Source organism: Nitratireductor sp. PBL-C9, assembly GCF_050877045.1.
Taxonomy (GTDB): Bacteria; Pseudomonadota; Alphaproteobacteria; order Rhizobiales; family Rhizobiaceae; genus Nitratireductor; species Nitratireductor aquimarinus.
In genome coordinates this window covers 1-19,093 of record NZ_JBPAXW010000009.1, presented here as the reverse complement: position 1 = coordinate 19,093, position 19,093 = coordinate 1, and the positions used below count along the sequence as shown (strand labels likewise).

20 protein-coding genes and 1 tRNA gene are annotated in these 19,093 nt (G+C 60.9%); 9 read left to right on the top strand and 12 right to left on the bottom strand.

What is annotated here, in order from left to right:
* Positions 1-174: 174 nt before the first annotated feature.
* A complete protein-coding gene (cobS, locus tag ACRTG1_RS18255) occupies positions 175-1,161 on the bottom strand; it encodes a cobaltochelatase subunit CobS (RefSeq protein ID WP_206546232.1) in 987 nt (328 codons plus the stop codon).
* A gap of 102 nt (positions 1,162-1,263) precedes the next feature.
* Positions 1,264-1,881, bottom strand: a complete 618-nt coding sequence (locus ACRTG1_RS18250; RefSeq protein ID WP_432516793.1) for a J domain-containing protein — start codon at positions 1,879-1,881, stop codon at positions 1,264-1,266.
* Positions 1,882-2,026: 145 nt separating this feature from the next.
* On the opposite strand from ACRTG1_RS18250, the gene ACRTG1_RS18245 reads away from it, so the two are divergent.
* Positions 2,027-2,308, top strand: a complete 282-nt coding sequence (locus tag ACRTG1_RS18245; protein WP_113153329.1) for a BolA family protein — start codon at positions 2,027-2,029, stop codon at positions 2,306-2,308.
* A gap of 9 nt (positions 2,309-2,317) precedes the next feature.
* On the opposite strand, the gene ACRTG1_RS18240 is transcribed toward ACRTG1_RS18245, so the two are convergent.
* From ACRTG1_RS18240 to ACRTG1_RS18220, 5 genes are all read right to left on the bottom strand, one after another.
* Complete coding sequence (locus tag ACRTG1_RS18240) at positions 2,318-2,716, bottom strand: type II toxin-antitoxin system VapC family toxin (RefSeq protein WP_206994956.1); 399 nt, start codon at positions 2,714-2,716, stop codon at positions 2,318-2,320.
* Entirely contained in the window at positions 2,713-2,952 is a 240-nt protein-coding gene (locus tag ACRTG1_RS18235) for a type II toxin-antitoxin system Phd/YefM family antitoxin (protein WP_113153331.1), read from the bottom strand. Before ACRTG1_RS18235 ends, ACRTG1_RS18240 begins: the two co-directional genes overlap by 4 nt.
* A 107-nt stretch (positions 2,953-3,059) precedes the next feature.
* Positions 3,060-4,325, bottom strand: a complete 1,266-nt coding sequence (locus ACRTG1_RS18230; RefSeq protein WP_113153332.1) for an HlyC/CorC family transporter — start codon at positions 4,323-4,325, stop codon at positions 3,060-3,062.
* A complete protein-coding gene (gene aroB / locus ACRTG1_RS18225; protein ID WP_113153333.1) occupies positions 4,322-5,449 on the bottom strand; it encodes a 3-dehydroquinate synthase in 1,128 nt (375 codons plus the stop codon). The genes ACRTG1_RS18230 and aroB overlap by 4 nt, the downstream gene beginning before the upstream one ends.
* Positions 5,446-6,066: a shikimate kinase gene (locus tag ACRTG1_RS18220; RefSeq protein WP_297565412.1), complete on the bottom strand. Its 621-nt coding sequence runs from the start codon at positions 6,064-6,066 to the stop codon at positions 5,446-5,448. Before ACRTG1_RS18220 ends, aroB begins: the two co-directional genes overlap by 4 nt.
* Before the next feature lie 314 nt (positions 6,067-6,380).
* On the opposite strand from ACRTG1_RS18220, the gene ACRTG1_RS18215 reads away from it, so the two are divergent.
* Both ACRTG1_RS18215 and ACRTG1_RS18210 read left to right on the top strand, forming a co-directional pair.
* Positions 6,381-7,307 (top strand): site-specific tyrosine recombinase XerD, encoded by a 927-nt coding sequence (locus ACRTG1_RS18215; RefSeq protein WP_162742365.1) that lies wholly within the window; start codon positions 6,381-6,383, stop codon positions 7,305-7,307.
* A gap of 100 nt (positions 7,308-7,407) precedes the next feature.
* Positions 7,408-8,358 (top strand): acetyl-CoA carboxylase carboxyltransferase subunit alpha, encoded by a 951-nt coding sequence (locus tag ACRTG1_RS18210; RefSeq protein ID WP_113153337.1) that lies wholly within the window; start codon positions 7,408-7,410, stop codon positions 8,356-8,358.
* Positions 8,359-8,466: 108 nt separating this feature from the next.
* Here ACRTG1_RS18210 and ACRTG1_RS18205 read toward each other — a convergent pair whose 3' ends face one another.
* From ACRTG1_RS18205 to ACRTG1_RS18195, 3 genes are read right to left on the bottom strand one after another with little or no spacing between them, the layout of a single operon-like run.
* Positions 8,467-9,201, bottom strand: coding sequence for an amino acid ABC transporter ATP-binding protein (locus ACRTG1_RS18205; protein ID WP_432516792.1), 735 nt, complete (start codon positions 9,199-9,201; stop codon positions 8,467-8,469).
* On the bottom strand, positions 9,198-9,872 hold the full coding sequence (locus ACRTG1_RS18200) for an amino acid ABC transporter permease (protein ID WP_432516791.1): 675 nt from the start codon (positions 9,870-9,872) through the stop codon (positions 9,198-9,200). The genes ACRTG1_RS18205 and ACRTG1_RS18200 overlap by 4 nt, the downstream gene beginning before the upstream one ends.
* A gap of 39 nt (positions 9,873-9,911) precedes the next feature.
* Positions 9,912-10,655, bottom strand: coding sequence for an amino acid ABC transporter substrate-binding protein (locus ACRTG1_RS18195; protein WP_432516790.1), 744 nt, complete (start codon positions 10,653-10,655; stop codon positions 9,912-9,914).
* Positions 10,656-10,714: 59 nt separating this feature from the next.
* Between ACRTG1_RS18195 and ACRTG1_RS18190 the strand changes: the two genes are divergently transcribed.
* The 3 genes from ACRTG1_RS18190 (at position 10,715) to ACRTG1_RS18180 (ending at position 12,595) form a co-directional block, all read left to right on the top strand.
* Complete coding sequence (locus ACRTG1_RS18190; RefSeq protein WP_283799917.1) at positions 10,715-10,894, top strand: hypothetical protein; 180 nt, start codon at positions 10,715-10,717, stop codon at positions 10,892-10,894.
* Between the two features lie 208 nt (positions 10,895-11,102).
* Entirely contained in the window at positions 11,103-12,362 is a 1,260-nt protein-coding gene (locus tag ACRTG1_RS18185) for a L,D-transpeptidase family protein (RefSeq protein WP_432516789.1), read from the top strand.
* A 2-nt stretch (positions 12,363-12,364) separates the two neighbouring features.
* Positions 12,365-12,595, top strand: a complete 231-nt coding sequence (locus tag ACRTG1_RS18180; protein ID WP_432516788.1) for a sulfurtransferase TusA family protein — start codon at positions 12,365-12,367, stop codon at positions 12,593-12,595.
* Positions 12,596-12,915: 320 nt separating this feature from the next.
* Here ACRTG1_RS18180 and ACRTG1_RS18175 read toward each other — a convergent pair whose 3' ends face one another.
* Both ACRTG1_RS18175 and ACRTG1_RS18170 read right to left on the bottom strand, forming a co-directional pair.
* On the bottom strand, positions 12,916-14,007 hold the full coding sequence (locus tag ACRTG1_RS18175; RefSeq protein WP_432516787.1) for a CobW family GTP-binding protein: 1,092 nt from the start codon (positions 14,005-14,007) through the stop codon (positions 12,916-12,918).
* 4 nt (positions 14,008-14,011) lie between these two features.
* The gene (locus ACRTG1_RS18170; RefSeq protein WP_206546071.1) at positions 14,012-15,139 is read right to left on the bottom strand and encodes a D-alanyl-D-alanine carboxypeptidase family protein; all 1,128 of its coding nucleotides are present in this window, start codon (positions 15,137-15,139) and stop codon (positions 14,012-14,014) included.
* 429 nt (positions 15,140-15,568) lie between these two features.
* Here ACRTG1_RS18170 and ACRTG1_RS18165 point away from each other — a divergent pair, with 429 nt between their 5' ends.
* The 3 genes from ACRTG1_RS18165 (at position 15,569) to ACRTG1_RS18155 (ending at position 19,081) form a co-directional block, all read left to right on the top strand.
* Complete coding sequence (locus ACRTG1_RS18165) at positions 15,569-16,732, top strand: M20 aminoacylase family protein (RefSeq protein WP_206553950.1); 1,164 nt, start codon at positions 15,569-15,571, stop codon at positions 16,730-16,732.
* A gap of 114 nt (positions 16,733-16,846) precedes the next feature.
* Positions 16,847-16,923, top strand: a tRNA-Arg gene (locus ACRTG1_RS18160).
* Positions 16,924-17,965: 1,042 nt separating this feature from the next.
* Positions 17,966-19,081, top strand: a complete 1,116-nt coding sequence (locus tag ACRTG1_RS18155; RefSeq protein ID WP_432516646.1) for a porin — start codon at positions 17,966-17,968, stop codon at positions 19,079-19,081.
* Positions 19,082-19,093: the final 12 nt, after the last annotated feature.

Genomic DNA, 19,093 nt, shown 5'->3' with positions numbered 1-19,093 from the left:
TAAAAGACAATCCAAACTGTTGATGGAGCATCGGAACAACCCGAAAACCGGTTCCCACTTTTCGGTCCGATGCTCTGGAGCGGCTCATCGTTTCATGGAAACGCTGTTCCGCTCCAACTACCTGTCTTCCGCATTTTTGCGGGCGTCAGGTATCTCCACCTGACTGGAATAGCCTTAGCTCAGCGCGACGTTGGCAGCGCTCTCCGGCAGTTCCTCGCCAAAGGCGCGCTGGTAGAACTCGGCGACCAGCGCACGCTCCAGCTCATCGCATTTGTTCAGGAAGGTGAGACGGAAGGCGAAGCCGACATCGCCAAAGATCTCGGCGTTTTCGGCCCACATGATCACCGTACGCGGGCTCATGACGGTCGACAGGTCGCCATTCATGAAGGCCGAACGCGTGAGGTCGGCAACGCGCACCATGCGCGAGATCGTCTCGCGGCCCTTCTCGTTCTGGAAATGCTTGTTCTTTGCCTGAACGATGGCGACTTCGTCGTCATGCGGCAGATAGTTGAGCGTGGTGACGATGGACCAGCGGTCCATCTGCGCCTGGTTGATCTGCTGCGTGCCGTGATAGAGGCCGGTCGTGTCGCCAAGACCGACGGTGTTGGCCGTGGCAAAGATGCGGAAGGCGGGATGCGGGCGGATGACGCGGCTCTGGTCGAGCAGGGTCAGGCGGCCGGACGATTCCAGAACACGCTGGATGACGAACATCACATCCGGGCGGCCGGCGTCATACTCGTCGAAAACGAGCGCGACATTGTGCTGATAAGCCCAGGGCAGGATACCGTCCTTGAACTCGGTGACCTGCTTGCCGTCCTTGACCACGATGGCGTCCTTGCCGACGAGGTCGATACGGCTGACATGGCTGTCGAGATTGATGCGGACGCAGGGCCAGTTGAGACGCGCGGCGACCTGCTCGATATGGGTCGACTTGCCGGTGCCGTGATAACCGGAAACCATCACGCGGCGATTGTGCGCAAAGCCCGCCAGAATGGCGAGCGTCGTCTGCTTGTCGAACAGATAGTCGGGATCGACGTCCGGCACGTGGGAATCGGCCACGGAATAGGCTGGCACAACCATGTCGGACTCAAAGCCGAACGTGTCTTTCACCGAAACGGTCGTATCGGGCAAATTGGCGATATCGCGGTCAATCTTGTTCATCATGCCTCCAGCGGCCAGGCCCTTGCCTGCATCGCTTGAACTGTTCGTTTTTCCGGAGCGTCTCATCAGACTTTGTTCAACGCGTCTTATCAGACGCCCGCTTTAACAGAAACCCGCCTGTTTCAACAGACGGTATGCTTCAAGCACGCTTCTGAGCCGGTCTTCAGAACCCCGGTCGCCACCATTCGCATCGGGATGGTGCTGCTTCACCAGGTTCTTATACCGCGACTTGATCTGTTCGCCAGTCGCTTGTGCGCCCAGGCCCAGTGTTTCGAGCGCCTTGGCCTCAAGCGGCTTCAACCGCTTTTCGCGCGGCTTGCGCGCGGCCTGCTGCTCGCCAAACATGTTGAACGGGTCACCCACCCGGTTGTGATAAGCCGCGCGGCCCGACCGATAGGAGGAGAAATCAGCCGCAGCCCGTGTCTCTCCGCTGCCACCCATTTTCCAGGTCGGACGGTGGCCGGTCAGCGCTTCCTTCTGATAGCGCGCGACCTCGGAATCGCTGAGACCGGAGAAATAGTTGTAGCCCTTGTTGTATTGCCGGGCGTGATCGACGCAGAAGCGGAAATACTGCCCCTCCGCGTGACGCCCGACAGGCGCGCGATGCATGCCCGGCTCATCACAGCCATCCCACTGGCAGCGTGGCGCGCGAGATTTCGCCTCCGCCTGCGGGTCGGGTCGAATGCGAATTTTCTCGAAATATTTCGAGTAGGGTTTCATATCGGACTGCGTGTCACCAAATCAGTGTGGAAGTATGGCCGCTCAGCGCCGGGATACAAGAATTGACTTTTGGCCAAAGTTCGACCTAGCGCTTGAATCGAACGTGAATTTGGGGATAGCCCCCATATGGTGTGAGGAGACGTCATTGTCCATCCAGTCGACGATAGAAAGCAAGCTCACGGATGCATTTTCGCCGGAGCGGCTTGCCGTGATCAATGAGAGCCACCTGCATGCGGGCCATCAGGAACATTTCGACGGCACGGGCGAAACGCATTTCCGCGTGCGCATCGTCGCCGATGCGTTTGCGAAGATGAACCGCGTCGAGCGCCACCGCGCCGTCAACGAACTGCTCGCCGAAGAGCTGAAAGACAGCGTGCACGCACTCGCCATCGAACCGGCAGCGCCGGGCGAACCGACGCGCTGGTAAGGCTCGCTGTCACCAGATTGTGGTGAGATGCGGGTATCGCCTGATTTTCTCATCGGCTGTAACCAGAGGCACCGCAAGCTTCTGGCATGTCGCCACGATAAAACGGTCTGCGGGATCGCGGTGGAAGCCATCCCCGAGGCGGGTGCTCAAAACCGCGATCTCATTGTCGACGGGCACAAACTCGACGGCAGGGACCTCCGCGACCACATCCAGCCAGTGGCGGACATCTTCCGATAGAAGGAGCCTGCCACGGGCGGCCAGCATGGCGATTTCCCATGCCGTAATGGACGACATGAAGATTTTTCCGCCCGACAGAGCAGCATCAAGCGCATCAAGCGCCGCCGGGCTTAGTCTGTCGGTGTCGCCATTGGCCCACCAGACAAGCACATGCGTGTCGATCCCGATCAATTCAACGCATCCCAGTCAGCCTCATCGACGGGCTCGAAAGGGCGCTCGTAGGATTTCACCGATCCCCTGAGGCGCTCGAGCGCGTCGCGCGCACCTGTCTTTTTCTCAAGCGCGCGGATTTCCAGTGTCGGCCTGCCGTGATCCGTAATGGTTATCGGCTGGCCGGTTCTTTCCACCTCGCGGAAATACTCAAGTGCACGCGCCTTGAAACGGGATTTGGATATCTCAACAGTCATATCGACACTCCAGCGTCTGCTGTCGAAAGATAGAAACGAAAATGACCATAGGCAATGACTATGGTCATTTTAGGAGCAACGATCACTGACAGGTCCAATCGCCCGGATCAGGCAAGCGGCCTGATCCGAAGTCTCGTGATGCGGTTCTTGTCGCGCTTCATGACGATGAAGCGCTTGCCGAAGAAGGTGAAGGCCTGCTTCTCGTCGGGAATGGTCTGCGTCTCGTGGATGACGAGACCGGCAATCGTGGTTGCCTCCTCGTCCGGCAGGTTCCAGTCGAGCGCGCGGTTCAGGTCGCGGATCGGCACGGAGCCTTCCACCACGATGGAGCCATCGGCCTCCTGCTTGACGCCCTGAACCTCCACATCGTGCTCATCGGCAATATCGCCGACGATTTCTTCGATGATGTCCTCAAGCGTGACCAGGCCTTCCACCTCGCCATATTCGTCGACGACGATGGCGATGTGTGCCTTGCGCCGCAGGAAGGCGTTGAGCTGGTCTTGCAGGGTTGTCGTGTCGGGCACGAACCACGGCTTTGAAGCGACCTTGGCAATGTCGATCCTGGAATAATCGTTCTGCACATCGCCCAGCGCGCGCAGGAGATCCTTGGCGTGGACGACGCCGACGATGTTTTCCGTGGAGCCCTTCCAGATGGGAATGCGCGTATAGGGGCTGCGCAGGATTTCACGCACCACCACTTCCGGCGCTTCGTCGGCATTGACGGAGCGCATGTTGGTGCGGTGGATCATCACGTCGGAAAGTTCCAGCTCGTGCAGGTCGAGCAGACCGCCAACGCGGTCGCGATCCTGCTTCACCACCGCGCCCTCGCGGTGCAGAACCTCGACGGTGCCGCGCAGCTCCTCATGGGCGGAAAGCATGGATTCGCGGCTTTGCAGATCGACCCCGAAGATGGACAGGAGCAGCCGCACAATGCCGTTGGCGAGCGACGACAGGAGGCCGAACATCATCACCACGACGCGCGCGAAGGGCGACACGGTGAGCGCGAACTGCTCCGGCTTCGCAAGCGCCCAGGACTTGGGCAGGATTTCCGCGAAGATCACCAGAAGCACGGTCATGATGATGGTGGCGTAGACCACGCCGGCATCGCCGAAGAGCTTCAGGAACAGGCTGGTGGTGAGCGCCGAGGCAAGGATGTTGACCAGATTGTTGCCGATCAGCAATGCGCCGACAAGCCGGTCGCGACGCTGGATCAGGCGGTCGACAAGACCGGCGCGCGCGTCGCCATTGGCCTCCATAGTGTGCAGCCTGGCCCGCGAAACAGCGGTCATGCCGGTTTCGGTTCCTGAAAACAGGAAAGAGAGCGCGATCAGGCCCAGAATGATGCCGCCGGTGATCCACATCTCTGGTGTCATTGGGGAAGAGACTCCTCAAGGAAGGAAAGAACCTGGCTGGTCGGCACGTCTTTCGCCACGAAAGACTGGCCGATGCCGCGAGTGAGAATGAAGGTGAGCGCGCCGCGCGACACCTTCTTGTCCTGCGCGATATAGGTCAAAAGCTGCTCCGCGCCAGGGAGGCCGCCGGGAACATCGGAAAGCCGGGTCGGCAGGCCAACCGCTGAAAGATGGGCCTCGACGCGCCCGGCATCGTCGGGGCTCGCCAGGTTGAGCCTGGCCGAGAAGCGGTGCGCCAGCGCCATGCCGATGGCCACGCCCTCGCCATGCACCAGACGCGCGCTGTCATAGCCCGTGGCCGCTTCCAGCGCGTGACCGAAAGTGTGTCCGAGATTGAGCAGCGCGCGGTCGCCCATTTCCAGCTCGTCGCGCGCCACCACATCGGCCTTTGCCTGACAGGACTGCGCAATGGCTTCCACGCGCTCAGGCCCGCCATCGAACACCGCCTGCCAGTTCTTCTCCAGCCAGGCGAAGAAATCCGGCCGGTCGATCAGCCCGTATTTGGCGACTTCGGCATAGCCGGCGCGGAATTCGCGCGGTGGCAGCGTGTCGAGCACCGCCGTGTCGGCGATGACCAGCTGCGGCTGATGGAAGACGCCCACAAGGTTCTTGCCATGCGCCGTGTTGATGCCGGTCTTGCCGCCGACCGAGGAATCCACCTGTGCGAGAAGCGATGTCGGGGCCTGAACGAAGTGCATGCCGCGCCGCACGATGCCTGCGGCGAAGCCCGCGAGATCGCCGACAACGCCACCGCCCAGCGGAATGACGATATCGCCGCGCTCCAGACGGGCGTCGAGAATGCCGGACACCACCTCTTCAAGCGTGGCGAAACGCTTCGAGCGCTCGCCGGGTGCAACGGTGATGGCGGTCGCCTCGATGCCGGCCGCTTCAAGCCCGGCCTGCAGCGTGGCGAGATGACCTTCCGCGACATTGCTGTCCGTCACAATGGCGGCGCGCACGCCCGGAAGGCGGCGTGCAATTTCCTCACCCGCGCTCTGCAGGAGGCCAGGCCCGATCAGGATGTCATAGGCGCGCGCACCAAGCGAAACATTGACGGTGGCAAGCGCCTTCGTGGCATCGTTCATGACCGGCTTTCCTTCTGCTTTTCTTCTTCCCGTCGCCTTGCCTGCTCGCGCAGATGCTCATCGAGCGCGGCGATGACCTCGCTGACGATGACATCCTTGGCTTCATCGCGCGAGTGCACGGTGATGTCGGATTCCTCGTAGAGTGGATAGCGCTCTTCCATGAGACGCCGCATCACGCCTTCGGGATCGCTGTTGTTCAGGAGCGGCCGGTGGGAACGGCGGCTGACCCGCTCCATCAAAGTGGGCAGATCGGCCTTGAGCCAGACGGAAACGCCCCGGCGCGCAACGGCGCGGCGCGTCAGCGGGTTCATGAACGCGCCGCCGCCGGTGGAGACCACGCGCGGGCCGCTCTTCAGAAGCCGGGCGATCACGCGCCGCTCCAGCGAGCGGAACTCGGCCTCGCCATAGGTGGCGAACAGATCCGGCACCGTCATGCGGGAGACCGTTTCGATCTCGTGATCGCTGTCTATGAACGGAAGTTTCAGCGCATCGGCGACGCGGCGGCCGATCACCGTCTTGCCGGCGCCCATGAGACCGACGAAGACAAGCGACCGCCTGCCCAGCCGGCGGGCCAGTTTCTCGGGATCGGGAACGGAAGGGTATTCGGTGACTGTCATACTCGCGCCTCTGTGCGCCGGTTTCGACACAAAAGCCGTGATCCGTCAAGCGATTGACAGGCTGGCGGTCCAGATACTTTCCCACATGCTTGCAATGAATGGGCCGGCACCCCATAAAACGCGCAGGGGCAGAAGAAACAGATCGGGTCTTGATGCATGCCGACACTTTTTCGGCTTTTGGTTATCGTGGCGATCCTGGTTGGCCTTGTTTACGGCGCCATGATTGCACTTGCGACATTCGTTGAACCGGAGACCGGCGAGATGAGCGTACGCGTTCCCGTGGACAGGCTAAACCCCACGCAATGACAATGAAGATCGGCAGCGGCGCGCGCATCGAAGCCTTTCTGGAAATGATGGCGGCCGAACGCGGTGCGAGCGACAACACGCTGGCCTCCTATCGCCGCGATCTGGAAGACGCCGCCCTGCACATCGCCGCCGGTGGAAACGCCCTTCAGGATGCGGGCGCGGACGAACTGCGCGATTTTCTGGGCGCGCTTTCGGCACAGGGGTTTGCCGCCACGACGCAGACGCGAAAGCTCTCCGCGCTCAGGCAGTTCTTTCAGTTCCTCTATGCGGAAGGTCTGCGCGGCGACGACCCGACGGGCGTTCTGGACAGCCCGAAAAAGGGGCGCGGCCTGCCCAAGACGCTGAGCGAGGAAGAGACCGGCCGCCTGCTCGAACAGGCCGAGACCGAAGCGCGCGAAGCCGCGAAAGGCGCGCCGGAGCATCTTGCCGCCGTCAGGCTGCATGCGCTTCTGGAAGTGCTCTATGCCTCGGGTCTGCGTGTCTCGGAGCTGGTGAGCCTGCCGGTAACCGTTGCGCTGCGCGACGAGCGCTTCTTCGCCGTGCGCGGCAAGGGCGGCAAGGAGCGCATCGTGCCCCTTTCGGGAAAGGCCCGCACCGCAATGCAGGCCTGGCTTTCCGTTAGGGCTGAAAAACCGGCCTGTGCGGAGAGCACCTGGCTGTTTCCGGCGAGCTCGGAAAGCGGGTATCTGCCGCGCCAGGTCTTTGCGCGGGAGTTGAAGAAAGTCGCCGCGCGCGCAGGCATAGAGACCTCCAAAATCTCTCCGCATGTGTTGCGTCACGCCTTTGCAAGCCATCTCCTGCAGAATGGCGCAGATCTGCGCGCAGTACAGGAATTGCTCGGCCATTCGGACATATCAACGACGCAAATCTATACGCATGTGCTTGAAAAACGCCTTGCCGAGCTGGTTCAAAAGCACCATCCGCTTGCCGATTAGCTTCATCAACGTTATGTGGAGCGTCACATTACCGGCGGCAGGCCGTGTTCAACCTAGAGATGCCTTTATCGCAGTGTCTCGTGTTCGATTTGGCGAGTGAATGTACAACTATCTCGATTTTGAAAAGCCCGTTGCCGATCTCGAAGGACAGATCCTCGAACTGAAAAAGCTCGCCGAAAGCGGTGAAGCGGTGGACGTTGCCGACGAGATCGCACGCCTTGAGAAGCGCTCCAAGGATGCGCTCATAGAAATCTACCGCTCCCTGACGCCGTGGCAGAAGGCCCAGGTGGCGCGCCATCCCGACCGGCCGCATTGCCTTGACTATGTGCGCGGCCTGTTCACCGATTTCACGCCGCTGGCCGGCGACCGCGCCTATGGCGAAGACAATGCCGTCATCGCCGGCTTTGCCCGGTTCAACGGCGAGTCCGTTGCGGTGCTCGGTCAGGAAAAGGGCAATGACACGCAGAGCCGCCTGAAGCACAATTTCGGCATGGCCCGTCCCGAAGGCTACCGCAAGGCGGTGCGCGTGATGGACCTGGCCGACCGCTTCGGCATTCCGCTGATCAGCATCGTGGACACGACCGGCGCTTATCCCGGCATTGGCGCGGAAGAGCGCGGCCAGGCCGAAGCCATCGCCCAGTCGACCTCCAGGTCCCTTGGCCTCAAGGTTCCGAACATTGCCGTCGTGATCGGCGAAGGCGGCTCGGGTGGCGCGATTGCCATCGCCACCGCCAACCAGGTCTACATGCTTGAGCATTCGATCTATTCGGTGATCTCGCCCGAGGGCGCGGCCTCGATCCTGTGGCGCGATGCATCGCGCGCCAAGGATGCGGCGACCAACATGAAGATCACCGCGCAGGATCTCATGAACCTGAAGGTGATCGACGGGATCATCCCCGAGCCCATCGGCGGCGCGCATCGCGGACCTGAGAAGGTGCTCGAGGCGACGGCTGCCCAGATCGAGAAGGGCTTCGCCGAGCTTTCGGGCAAAGAGATGGACTACCGCGAGCACCGCCGCGAGAAGTTCCTCGCCATCGGCCGCACGCTCTAAGACACCCGGCGGTCAGGCGACCTCACCTGCCGCCCCCCGTGAATACGAAAATGACAGAACGGGCCGCGTTTCATGGAAACGCGGCCCGTTCTGGTTTCGGGATCGAGGCTATCGCAAAACCTTGCGCAGGAATGCGCGGGTGCGCGGGTCTTTCGGATTGCTGAAGATCGCCTCGGGCGGCCCCTGCTCGACGATCCGCCCGCCATCCATGAACAGAATGCGGTCTGCAATGTCGCGGGCAAACTGCATCTCATGCGTGACGATCAGCATGGTCTGGCGCGCATCCGCGACGCGTTTCAGAAGCTGAAGAACTTCGTCCACCCACTCCGGATCAAGCGCCGATGTGGGCTCATCGATCAGCATGATCTCGGCTTCCGCCGCCATGGCGCGGCCGATGCCGACGCGCTGCTGCTGGCCGCCTGACAGGGAGGCCGGATAGCTCTGCGCCTTGTCGGCAAGACCGATGGTCGCGAGGATTTCTTCGGCGCGGGCATATGCCCTCGCCTTTTCCCAGCCGCGAACCGTGATCAGCCCTTCGGCGATGTTGTCGCGCGCGGTCTTGTTGGCAAACAGCGCGTAGTTCTGGAACACGAAGGATGTCTGCCGCCTGAGCGCGAGCCTGTCGGCAGGCTTTGCGCTGGCCGCATCCACCGTGACCGGCCCCACCGTGATCGTTCCCGCATCGGGCGTTTCCAGAAAATTCAGCGAGCGCAGCAGGGTGGACTTGCCGGTGCCGGACGGGCCGATGATGGCAACCCGTTCACCCGCCTGGATATCGAGATCGATGCCATCGAGAACGGTGTTCTCGCCGAAACGCTTGGTGAGCCCCTTGACCGAAATCATCGCGCCACCGCCTTTCCGAGCCGCGCCTCAAGCTGCCGCTGAACGATCGTCAGAGCCTCGACAATCCCCCAGTAGATGAGCGCCACCAGGATGAAGGCCTCGAAATAGAGAAAGCTGCCGGCGGCCTCTTTCTGCGCCGCGCCCATCAGCTCCGTCACGCCCAGCGTGAAGGCAAGCGATGTGCTCTTGATGATATCGACGAAGTAATTGACCAGCGTGGGCGCGGCGATGCGCGCGGCCTGCGGCAACACGATGCGGCGCATCATCTGCGGCGTGGTCATACCCACGGACAAAGAGGCTTCCCACTGGGAGCGGTCGACGCCGAGAATGGCGGCGCGGATGCTCTCGGCCATGTAGGCGGCGAAATGCAGCGTGATGCCCATGATCGCAGCCGTCACGCCATTGATCGCGGTCAGCGACGAGAAGACCTGCGGCAGGCCGTAATAGAACAGGAACAGCTGCACCAGTAACGGCGTGCCGCGAAAGAAGCTGATGAAGAACTGTACGAAACCATCGAGCAGCGGCACACGCATGACGCGGACAACGGCCATGAGCGAGGCAAGCACCAGCGCGAGGATCATGGCCACCGACGCCATGGCAAGCGTCAGCGGCACATATTTGAGAAGCACGGGGACGAGCCCCAGCATATATTCGAGATCAAGCGGCCTCATGGTCCCCGCCTCTCATGCTCTATAGACAGGCTTGATCGCCTATCGGGTGATGTCGGCGGCAAACCACTTTTGCGAAATCTCGGTGAGCTTGCCGTTCTCTTTCAGCGTGGCGATGGCCGCATTCACGCGGTCGCGCAGGGCCTTGCCCTCATCGTCATTGCGGAAAGGAAGCGCGTTGCGCAGTTCGGAGAAGGGCTTGCCGGCGAGCGCCAGCGGCAGCGGCGTTTCCTTGATCACCTGGGTGGCGCTGACCCGGTCCATGACGAAAGCGTCGACACGGCCAAGCGCCGTCTCCTGCTCGAGATTGCTCTCATAGGTCTTGATGTCGATCTCGTCGGCATAGGGCAGTTCACGCAGAAGCGCCTCGAAATTGGAGCCCAGGTTGACGGCCACGGTGCGCCCCTTCAGGCTTTCCGGTCCGGTGATCTCGGTCTCGTTGCCCTTCTTCACCACCACCTGCGCACCGTCGATCACATAGGGCTGCGAGAATGCAAACTTCGCCTCGCGCTCCGGCGTGATGGTGATCTGATTGGCGATGGTGTCGATCCGGTTGGATTCGAGCGCACCGATCAGACCCGAAAAGCTCATCGTGACGAATTCAACTTCATCGCCCGTTTCCTCGGCGACGGCGTTCAGGACATCGACCTCGAAGCCCTGCAGCTTGTCCTGCTTGACGAAAGTGAAGGGGAAATAGCCGCCGGACATGCCGACGCGGATCGTCTCGGCATGAGACGCCGAAACGGTGGCGGCGAGGACGGCTGCTGCAAATGCCAGTTTACGCATTGAGTTCTCCAGGGCGCGTTGCGCGCCAATCCGATTGATGAGTGCCGGGAAAATAGGGATTGGAGAAGATTTTTCTATGGGTCGCCGATACAGCGAAATCAGAAAGCAAAAATTTTGTCGAAAGCTTCAAAATGGAGAAAAACACACCCAACCATGCGCGGAGCGGCGAGCATATTTTCAACGTCAGAATAGCGACGCAAACCCGCAGACAACCGGGCTTCCGCACAACCGTCGGCTAACGACAAGGCTTGCACGCAGGCCTTTCCTCGCCTAAAAGCCGCGAAAAGGCCATAAATACAGACAAAATGCCGCGAAATGGTCACAGCATGGCTTCATTGCATGGTGCGATCGGTAATCTTTTAGAAAGCATAAGGCTTCATTTTCTATAAGCAGAATGCCAATCTAAGTTCTCCGCGCGGGGGCCAATAGGCGGGACACGAAATACCCATGACACGCCTGATCAAATATGCCTTTCTCATGTCGGCAGCGATTGCGCTGACCGCCTGCAACGAAACGCTTGAAGACATCGCGCCCAAGGCCGAGCGGCAGCTGCCGTCTCGCGTCGTTCAGACGATGAAGGCCAAGGGGATGAGCAAGACCTCTCCCGTGATGATGCGCATCTTCAAGGAAGAGGGAAAGCTGGAAGTCTGGAAGGCCAAGCAGAATGGCCGCTACGACGTCATCGCCAGCTATGACATCTGCAAATGGTCGGGCCAGCTCGGGCCGAAATTCACCGAGGGTGACCGCCAGGCGCCGGAAGGTTTCTACACCGTCCGTCCGGGGCAGATGAATCCGAAGTCCAGCTATTACCTCGCCTTCAACATCGGCTTCCCGAACGCCTATGACCAGGCGAACGGCCGCACCGGCAAGCATCTGATGGTGCATGGCGCCTGCTCTTCGGCCGGCTGCTATTCGATGACCGACGAACAGATTTCCGAGATTTACGCGTTTGCCCGCGATTCCTTCAAGGGCGGGCAGCGGGAGTTTCAGGTTCAGGCGTTTCCCTTCCGCATGACAGCGGAAAACATGGCGCGCTACCGCAACGACCCGAATTACGATTTCTGGAAGATGCTCAAGGTCGGCTACGACCATTTCGAGCTGACCAAGGTTCCGCCAAAGGTGGATGTCTGCGGCAAACGCTACGTGTTCAACAGCGAGCCCGCAAATGGCGGCAAGTTCTCGCCGGCGGCATCCTGCCCGCCGATGAGCCAGCCGGAATCGCTTCTGACCGCCTACAAGCAGCATAAGGCAAAGTACGACTTCGCCTTCAATGCAGCGCTCAAGAAACAGTCCTCGTCCAAGCAGTCGGAGACGATTGCCGGACACAGCGAGGCGCGCCTCGTGGCTGACTGGAGCAAGCGCCGCGCGCGTGGCGAGAAGGTTTCGCGCCTGCCGCCGAACATTCCTTCGCCAACTGCTGTTGCCGAAGCGCCGGAAGCAGCGCCCACGCCAGCCGTTGCCGCAACGGCCTCTGCCTACACGGCCGAGCCCGCCTCGCGGCTTCAGACGGCTCTGGAAGCCGTGGCAGGAGAGCAGCAGGAAGAGACGACAACCGCTGCGACCGAGACGCCGGCTGCGGGCACGGTTCCAAGCCCCGCACCACGGCCGAACACCAGCCCCGAACGCACGGCATCCGTCCCGGCTCCCGAAGCGGGCAGCCAGGGCACCTCGCTGCGCCGTCGCATCCAGAACCTGTTCAGCCGCTGAGCGTGACGGTCATCGCCGAAACATACGACCTCAAGGGGCTGAATTGCCCCTTGCCGGTGCTCCGCGCCAAGAAGCGCCTTGCCGGCATGGCGACGGGCGAGCATTTGTGGCTCGAAACCACCGACCCGCTGGCCGTGATCGACATTCCCGCCTTTTGCAATGAGAGCGGGCACCTACTGGTGGAGAGCGAAGCGACGCCGGACGGGCATCGCTTTCTCATCGAGCGGGGCTAGAGCGTTTCCGCTTTTGCTGGAATTGCGAAAACGCTCTGATTTATTGTTTTTGCGCAATTCCGGACGGAAAACCGGTTCCCACTTTTCCTGAAACTGCTGTAGATCGCCGTGCGTGGTTCGACAGGCTCACCATGAGGGATGGAGAGCCTGACAGAGCGTCTCAACCAGAGGCGTCGCCGCAGGTTTCACAACCAGCGCCATCCCTCATGGTGAGCCTGTCGAACCACGCACGGCATCACCGTATCGCTTATCGTATACCATCTTCAGCCCCACAGGGGACGAGCAGCGTTTGATGGAGCACCGGAGGCCGGCCCCGCCTGTCAGCGTCGGAAACCGGCGATGGCGAGAGGGTTGTCTTCCAGCGCGGCCCTGTCGGGCGTATCCACCCTTGCCTCGCCCACAAAGGCTGAGAACAGCCCGCGTATATAGCGCTCGTCCAGTCCGGCTCCGATGATCACCAGGCGCACGCCGCGTGTCTCGTCGGGCCAGGCAGGCAGCCAACGCGGCTCGTGCAGCACCTGACGAACGCCCTGCACCACGAGCGGCCTTTCCGGATTTTCAACCAGCTCTACAAGCCCTTTCAGCCGCAGGATCTGCGCCCCGCACTGGCTGCGCAGGAGGTCGAGAAAACCTTCAAGCGCCGCGCCGCCGATAGGCCGGTCATGCGTGAGCAGGATCGTATCGAACGCCGCGCTGTGCGCGTGATCATGGTCGTGGTCGTGGTCGTGATGATCATGGCCATGGTGATGGTGCTCATGGGTATGATGATGGCGCATCGCCCCGGCGGCGCGCGCACCGATATCCAGCGCGCTGCAATCGATGACCGCCACCGGCTCCAGCTCGGCGGCAATGAGCGGTTCGAGCCCGGGCGCAAGCGTGGCGAGCTGCGCCTTCAGGCGAGACAGGGTCGCGGCATCGGCCATATCCACCTTTGTCAGGAGCAGCCTGTCAGCCACCGCCACCTGATGGCGGGCCTCTTCATGCGCTTTCAGGGTTTCCAGCCCATGCACCGCGTCAACCAGCGTCACGACGCCATCCAGCCGGAAGCGCGCGGCCAACGCCGGATGCGCCGCCAGCGCCTGCAGCACAGGCACCGGATCGGCAAGGCCGGTGGTCTCGATCACCACGCGCTTCAACGCATCCGCGCGCCCGTCCGACAGGCGCTCATCAAGCCCGAGAAGCGTGTCCACCAGCGCCCCGCGCACGGTGCAGCACAGACATCCATCGGAGAGTTCGATGACACCGTCGGATGCTTCTTCCACCAGCAGGTGATCGATGCCGACCGCGCCGAACTCATTGACGATGACGGCCGTGTCCGAAAGAGCCGGATCGCGCAGCAACCGGTTGATCAGGGTCGTCTTGCCTGCCCCGAGAAAGCCGGTGACCAGCGTGAGCGCTATTTTTGCGGCCATCGCCTCAGCCACCCTGCCCCGTTTCGGCCGTGGCGCTCTTGAACGGGTAATCGGGCCGTGGCGTGGGGATGGGCACATCTGCAAAACGCGGCACCGAAGGCGCAGGGCCGGTCGCTCCGCCCAGACCGATCGTCACGGCGCGCGGCTCATGATCCATCGCCGTGAGATAGGGCGAACGCTGCACAAGCATGCCATCATCATCACCGCGCTCATAACGGGCCTTCACCGCAGCTTCCGAGCAGATCTGCGGACGCAGGTCGACAGCGACGTTCCGGCCATTGCCATAGGGTGCGAAATTCTGAAGCGAGGGCGCAACCGCGCCCTGAATCTGGAACCCTTCAGCCAGAAGGCGTGCAGCCTCCTCGCCGCGCTCCACCTGGGAGGGCGCGCCAAGAACGATGGTCGCCAGTGTGCGCCCGTTGCGCGTGGCCGTGGCTGCCAGATTGAAACCGGACGAGCAGATATAGCCCGTCTTCATGCCGTCAGCGCCGGGGAAACGGCCAACCAGCCAGTTGTAGTTCGGCAGAATCTTGTCGCCAGCGCGCACGGCTTCCATCGAGAAATAATGCGCATGCTGCGGAAACTCGGTGCGAATGGCGCGCACCAGAAGGGCGAGATCACGCGCCGTCGTGTATTGCTCGGTGGAGAACAGGCCGTGCGGGTTCACATAATTCGTGCCGGTCATGCCCAGCTTGCGGGCGGCGGCGTTCATGCGCTCGGCAAACGCGCCCACCGATCCACCGACATTCTCGGCAATCGCCGTCGAAACGTCGTTGGCGGACTTCACCATGATCAGCTTGATGGCGTTGTCGAGGGTCAGAACAGAGCCCGCCGGATAGCCCATCTTGCTCGGCGGCTCGCGGGTGGCTTTCTTGCTTATGGTGATCGGCGAGTTGAACTGCAGCTCGCCCTTCTGCACCGCTTCGAAAGCCACATAGGCCGTCATCAGCTTGGTGATGGAAGCCGGGTACCAGCGCTGGAACGCATCTTCATGCGACAGAACCCTGCCACTGTTGACGTCGATCACGATCGTCGGCCCGGCGGATGCCGGTGCGACTGCCGCCACCATCCCCATCACTGCCCCGGCCACAGTCCCGGCCACGATCGGCGTGACCACCCTTGAGAAACACATGCGCTTTATCCGAATTTCATATCCGCCTGCATCGTCAGGCGCTCTCGTTGTCCTACGTGCCGATGACACTTTTTCGACGGGCGGCGTCAATCCTGTCCGGCCTGTCCAGATCAGCCCGGCCATTTAACGCGAAGCTGAAGCTTATAGCAAAAAACCGTGCATCCCGTCGCCCGAAATGCCGATGCCTGCGATACCCGCCCGTGATACCCGAATACGCAAAGCCCCGTCTGGTCCAAACGGATCGGCTTGCAATCAGGCATCGCCACATCTTACCTATTCCCGATCTCGGAAAGACGTCCCGGCAGGGCGCGCCGCCATCCGACAACCACGCCACCGCAAAGCCCGCCATGCGGCATTCCAACGGAACGACCACAATCGGCCGACAATGAAATCCGAATGCAGGCAAAATTTTGAAGGGAACCGCAAGTCATGCCCATTTTGAACCGTTCTGCCGAATTGCAGCCGGAAATCGCCGAATGGCGACGCGATCTCCATCGCAATCCCGAACTTCTCTTCGATGTGCATCGCACCGCCGCCTTCGTGGCGGAGAAGCTTGCGGAATTCGGCTGCGATGAAGTGGTGACCGGGCTCGGCCAGACGGGCGTGGTCGGCATCATTCAGGGCAATCTCGGCGAAGGCCCCACCATCGGCATGCGCGCCGACATGGATGCCCTGCCGATGACCGAGATGACGGGCAAGCCCTGGGCTTCCACCGTGCCCGGCAAGATGCATGCCTGCGGCCATGACGGGCACACGGCCATGCTTCTGGGCGCAGCAAAATATCTGAGCGAGACGCGCAATTTCAAAGGCCGCGTGGCGGTGATCTTCCAGCCCGCCGAAGAAGGCGGCGGCGGCGGCAACGAAATGGTGAAGGACGGGATGATGGACCGTTTCGCCATTGAGCGCGTGTTCGGCATGCACAATCTGCCGGGACTGCCGGTCGGCGAGTTCGCCATCTGCCCCGGCCCGATCATGGCGGCGACGGCCGAGTTCGTGATCACGGTGAAAGGGCGCGGCGGACACGCCGCCATGCCGCATACGGTGGTTGATCCGATCCTGGCGGCCAGCCAGATCGTGACGGCGCTGCAGAGCATCGCATCGCGCAATGTGCATCCGCTTGATTCGGTCGTCGTGTCTGTGACGAAGTTCCATGCCGGCGATGCGCTGAACGTCATCCCCGACACGGTGGAGCTTGCCGGCACCGTACGCACCCTCAAGAAAGAGGTGAACGCGGACGCCGAAAAGCGCATGCGCACCATCTGCGAAGGCGTTGCCGCCGCCCATGGCGCGGAGGTGGATGTGTATTATGACTCCAACTATCCCGTGACCTTCAACCATGCCGAGGAAACGGTTTTCGCCAGCGGCGTCGCCAGCGACGTGGCGGGTGCGGCGCAGGTCGACACCAATGTCACCCCGACCATGGGCGGCGAGGATTTTTCCTACATGCTGGAGGCGCGCCCCGGCGCGTTCATCTTCATCGGAAACGGCGACAGCGCAGCACTTCACAACACGCGCTACGACTTCAACGACGAAGTGATCCCCCATGGCGTGAGCTATTGGGTGCGCCTCGCCGAAAAGGCGCTCGCGGCCTGAAGCTCCTGAAAAGCGCATGACCATAAAGGCTGTGGCAGGCAATGCCTGCCACAGGGGGATCATGCCATTTCATTCTTGGCGAAGCGGCCTCATCGCGTTATGAGAGGCGTCAGCGGTCCCGTAGCTCAGCAGGATAGAGCATCAGATTCCTAATCTGAGGGTCACAGGTTCGAATCCTGTCGGGATCGCCAATAAATTCAATGCTTTATCAAAACCAACCCCAAAAACCATGTTGCACTGTGTTGCAACTGGCTATCCTTGATTTCCAAGGACTTCCGGCGGCACTCGGCTACTCCACGCGACATGGACGCAACATAGATTCGCCCTCTTCGTACCGAAGATCATTGCGTGAAGTGTCGACATTCTGATTGGCAATTAATACGCGCACGTCGCGTCAGGCTGACGAGACTCACTCACTTTGAACAGGTGACCAAGCTTCTCTGCCGCCATATTCAGCAACCGCGCCCTGACCAACCTCAGACGAACCGGCCCCTTGAATTGGTCACTGAACGATTACTCAAATCAGAAACTACCGCCATCCAGCATTGCGTCGGTGAATTGCGGATAGCCTAGACTGCGAACATTTTAGTCGAACCCGGAACCAACTCAGGGCGCCCGAAACCTCTCAAACCACTTCTTGGATTTGTCTAGAACGGCGTGACGGCTTCATTTCTTTCAGCCAGATACAATCGTGGTCAGCTGCGATCTGCGAGCGCTGCATTGTGTTGAGTACGAGCTCTCACCTTCGAAGCGATTTCGAAGAATGGAGACTTCACCGCAAGTTTTGCAAGGTAGGAAACTATGTACGCCACCGCGCCGCAGCAACAAGAGTCAACGCGTTATCGGAGGAGACGCCACCCCCATTATGTCGGCAGCGCCACCCAGCCAGCAGCCCCGCAGGAATTGGAGCCGTTGACTGAGGGCAACTCTCGACTGGAGATCGAGAACCGCAATTAAACAGAAGGAAGTTCTCCGGTCCACCTGGATTTGAATTTCGGTGGAGATCAATGTGTAAACAGAAGATTAACGTGACCAGCACTTGTGTAGCATTTTTGCCACGCCCTCGCCACATACCCACCTAACTGGCGTCAAATTGGCCTCTACGCGCTTGCCTATCTCTATGACGGGATGATTAATGCTCCCGGAAAGAGGGGTGAATCACACGTCTTTTCACGGGGGTCTGAGTTACAGGCTCTTCGCTTTCGTTTGTAAGTTTGACTTTGGAGGTCACACATGAAACTCAAGAGCCTTCTCATCGGCTCCGCAGCTCTCGCAGCTGCTGCCACCGGCGCAAAAGCAGCCGACCCGATTGTCGTTCCCGAGCCGGAGCCGATGGAATACGTTCGCGTTTGCGACGTCTACGGCGCAGGCTTCTTCTACATCCCGGGCACCGAAACCTGCCTGAAGATCGGCGGCATGGTCCGTTACCAGATCAACTGGAACGAGAACGACGACGGCTGGCGCAAGTACGCTCGCGGCGAGCTCAACATCGACGCCCGCTCCGAGACCGAATACGGCACGCTCGGCGGCTTCATCAAGCTGCGCGCAACGTCCACGACCGGTGCGACCGCTACGTTCCCGGCTGCTTGGGACGTCAACGACGGCAACGCCTACTCCACGGGTGTTGGCTCGACCGTTGGTCTGCAGCAGGCAATCATCTCGCTCGGCGGCCTCTCCATGGGTCTCTCCGACACGCTGTACGACGCATCCATCTCGGGTGAGTTCGACAATGGCGGTGGTGATCGCGTTCACTTCATCAACTACACCTTCGCAGCAGGCAACGGCTTCACCGCCACGCTCGCTCTCGAAGAGGCTGACAGCAACTACGACTACACGCCGAACTTCGTCGGTAAGGTTGGCGTTGCTCAGGGTTGGGGCACTGCAGACTTCTACGCTGCTTACGACGCAACTGCAGAAGAGTTCGCTCTTAAGGCAATCGTCAAGGCTGACCTGACCGAGCGTCTGTTTGCACAGGCAATGGCGATCTACGAAAGCGGCATCAACTTCTACTCGACCGATCCGTTCGATCTCGGCGGCTTCGGCACGCCGAACGTTGCTCGCTTCGGTTCGGAGTGGTCCGTTGGCGGCCTCATCGGCTACAAGTTCACGCCGAAGCTGAAGGCTTCTATCGGTGCTCAGTACTACGACGCCGTTGGTCATGACTTCATCTCGAACCTCGCAGGCGGCGACGTTGATGTCATCAACGCTGGTCTGACCGTGGATTACGAGATCGTCGAGAACTTCGACGCGAAGCTCGCAGTCAACTACACCAACATTGATGCGCCGGCTGGTACTCCGATCATGGACGACCACTGGAGCGGCTTCATCCGCTTCCAGCGCAACTTCTAATCAGAAGTTACG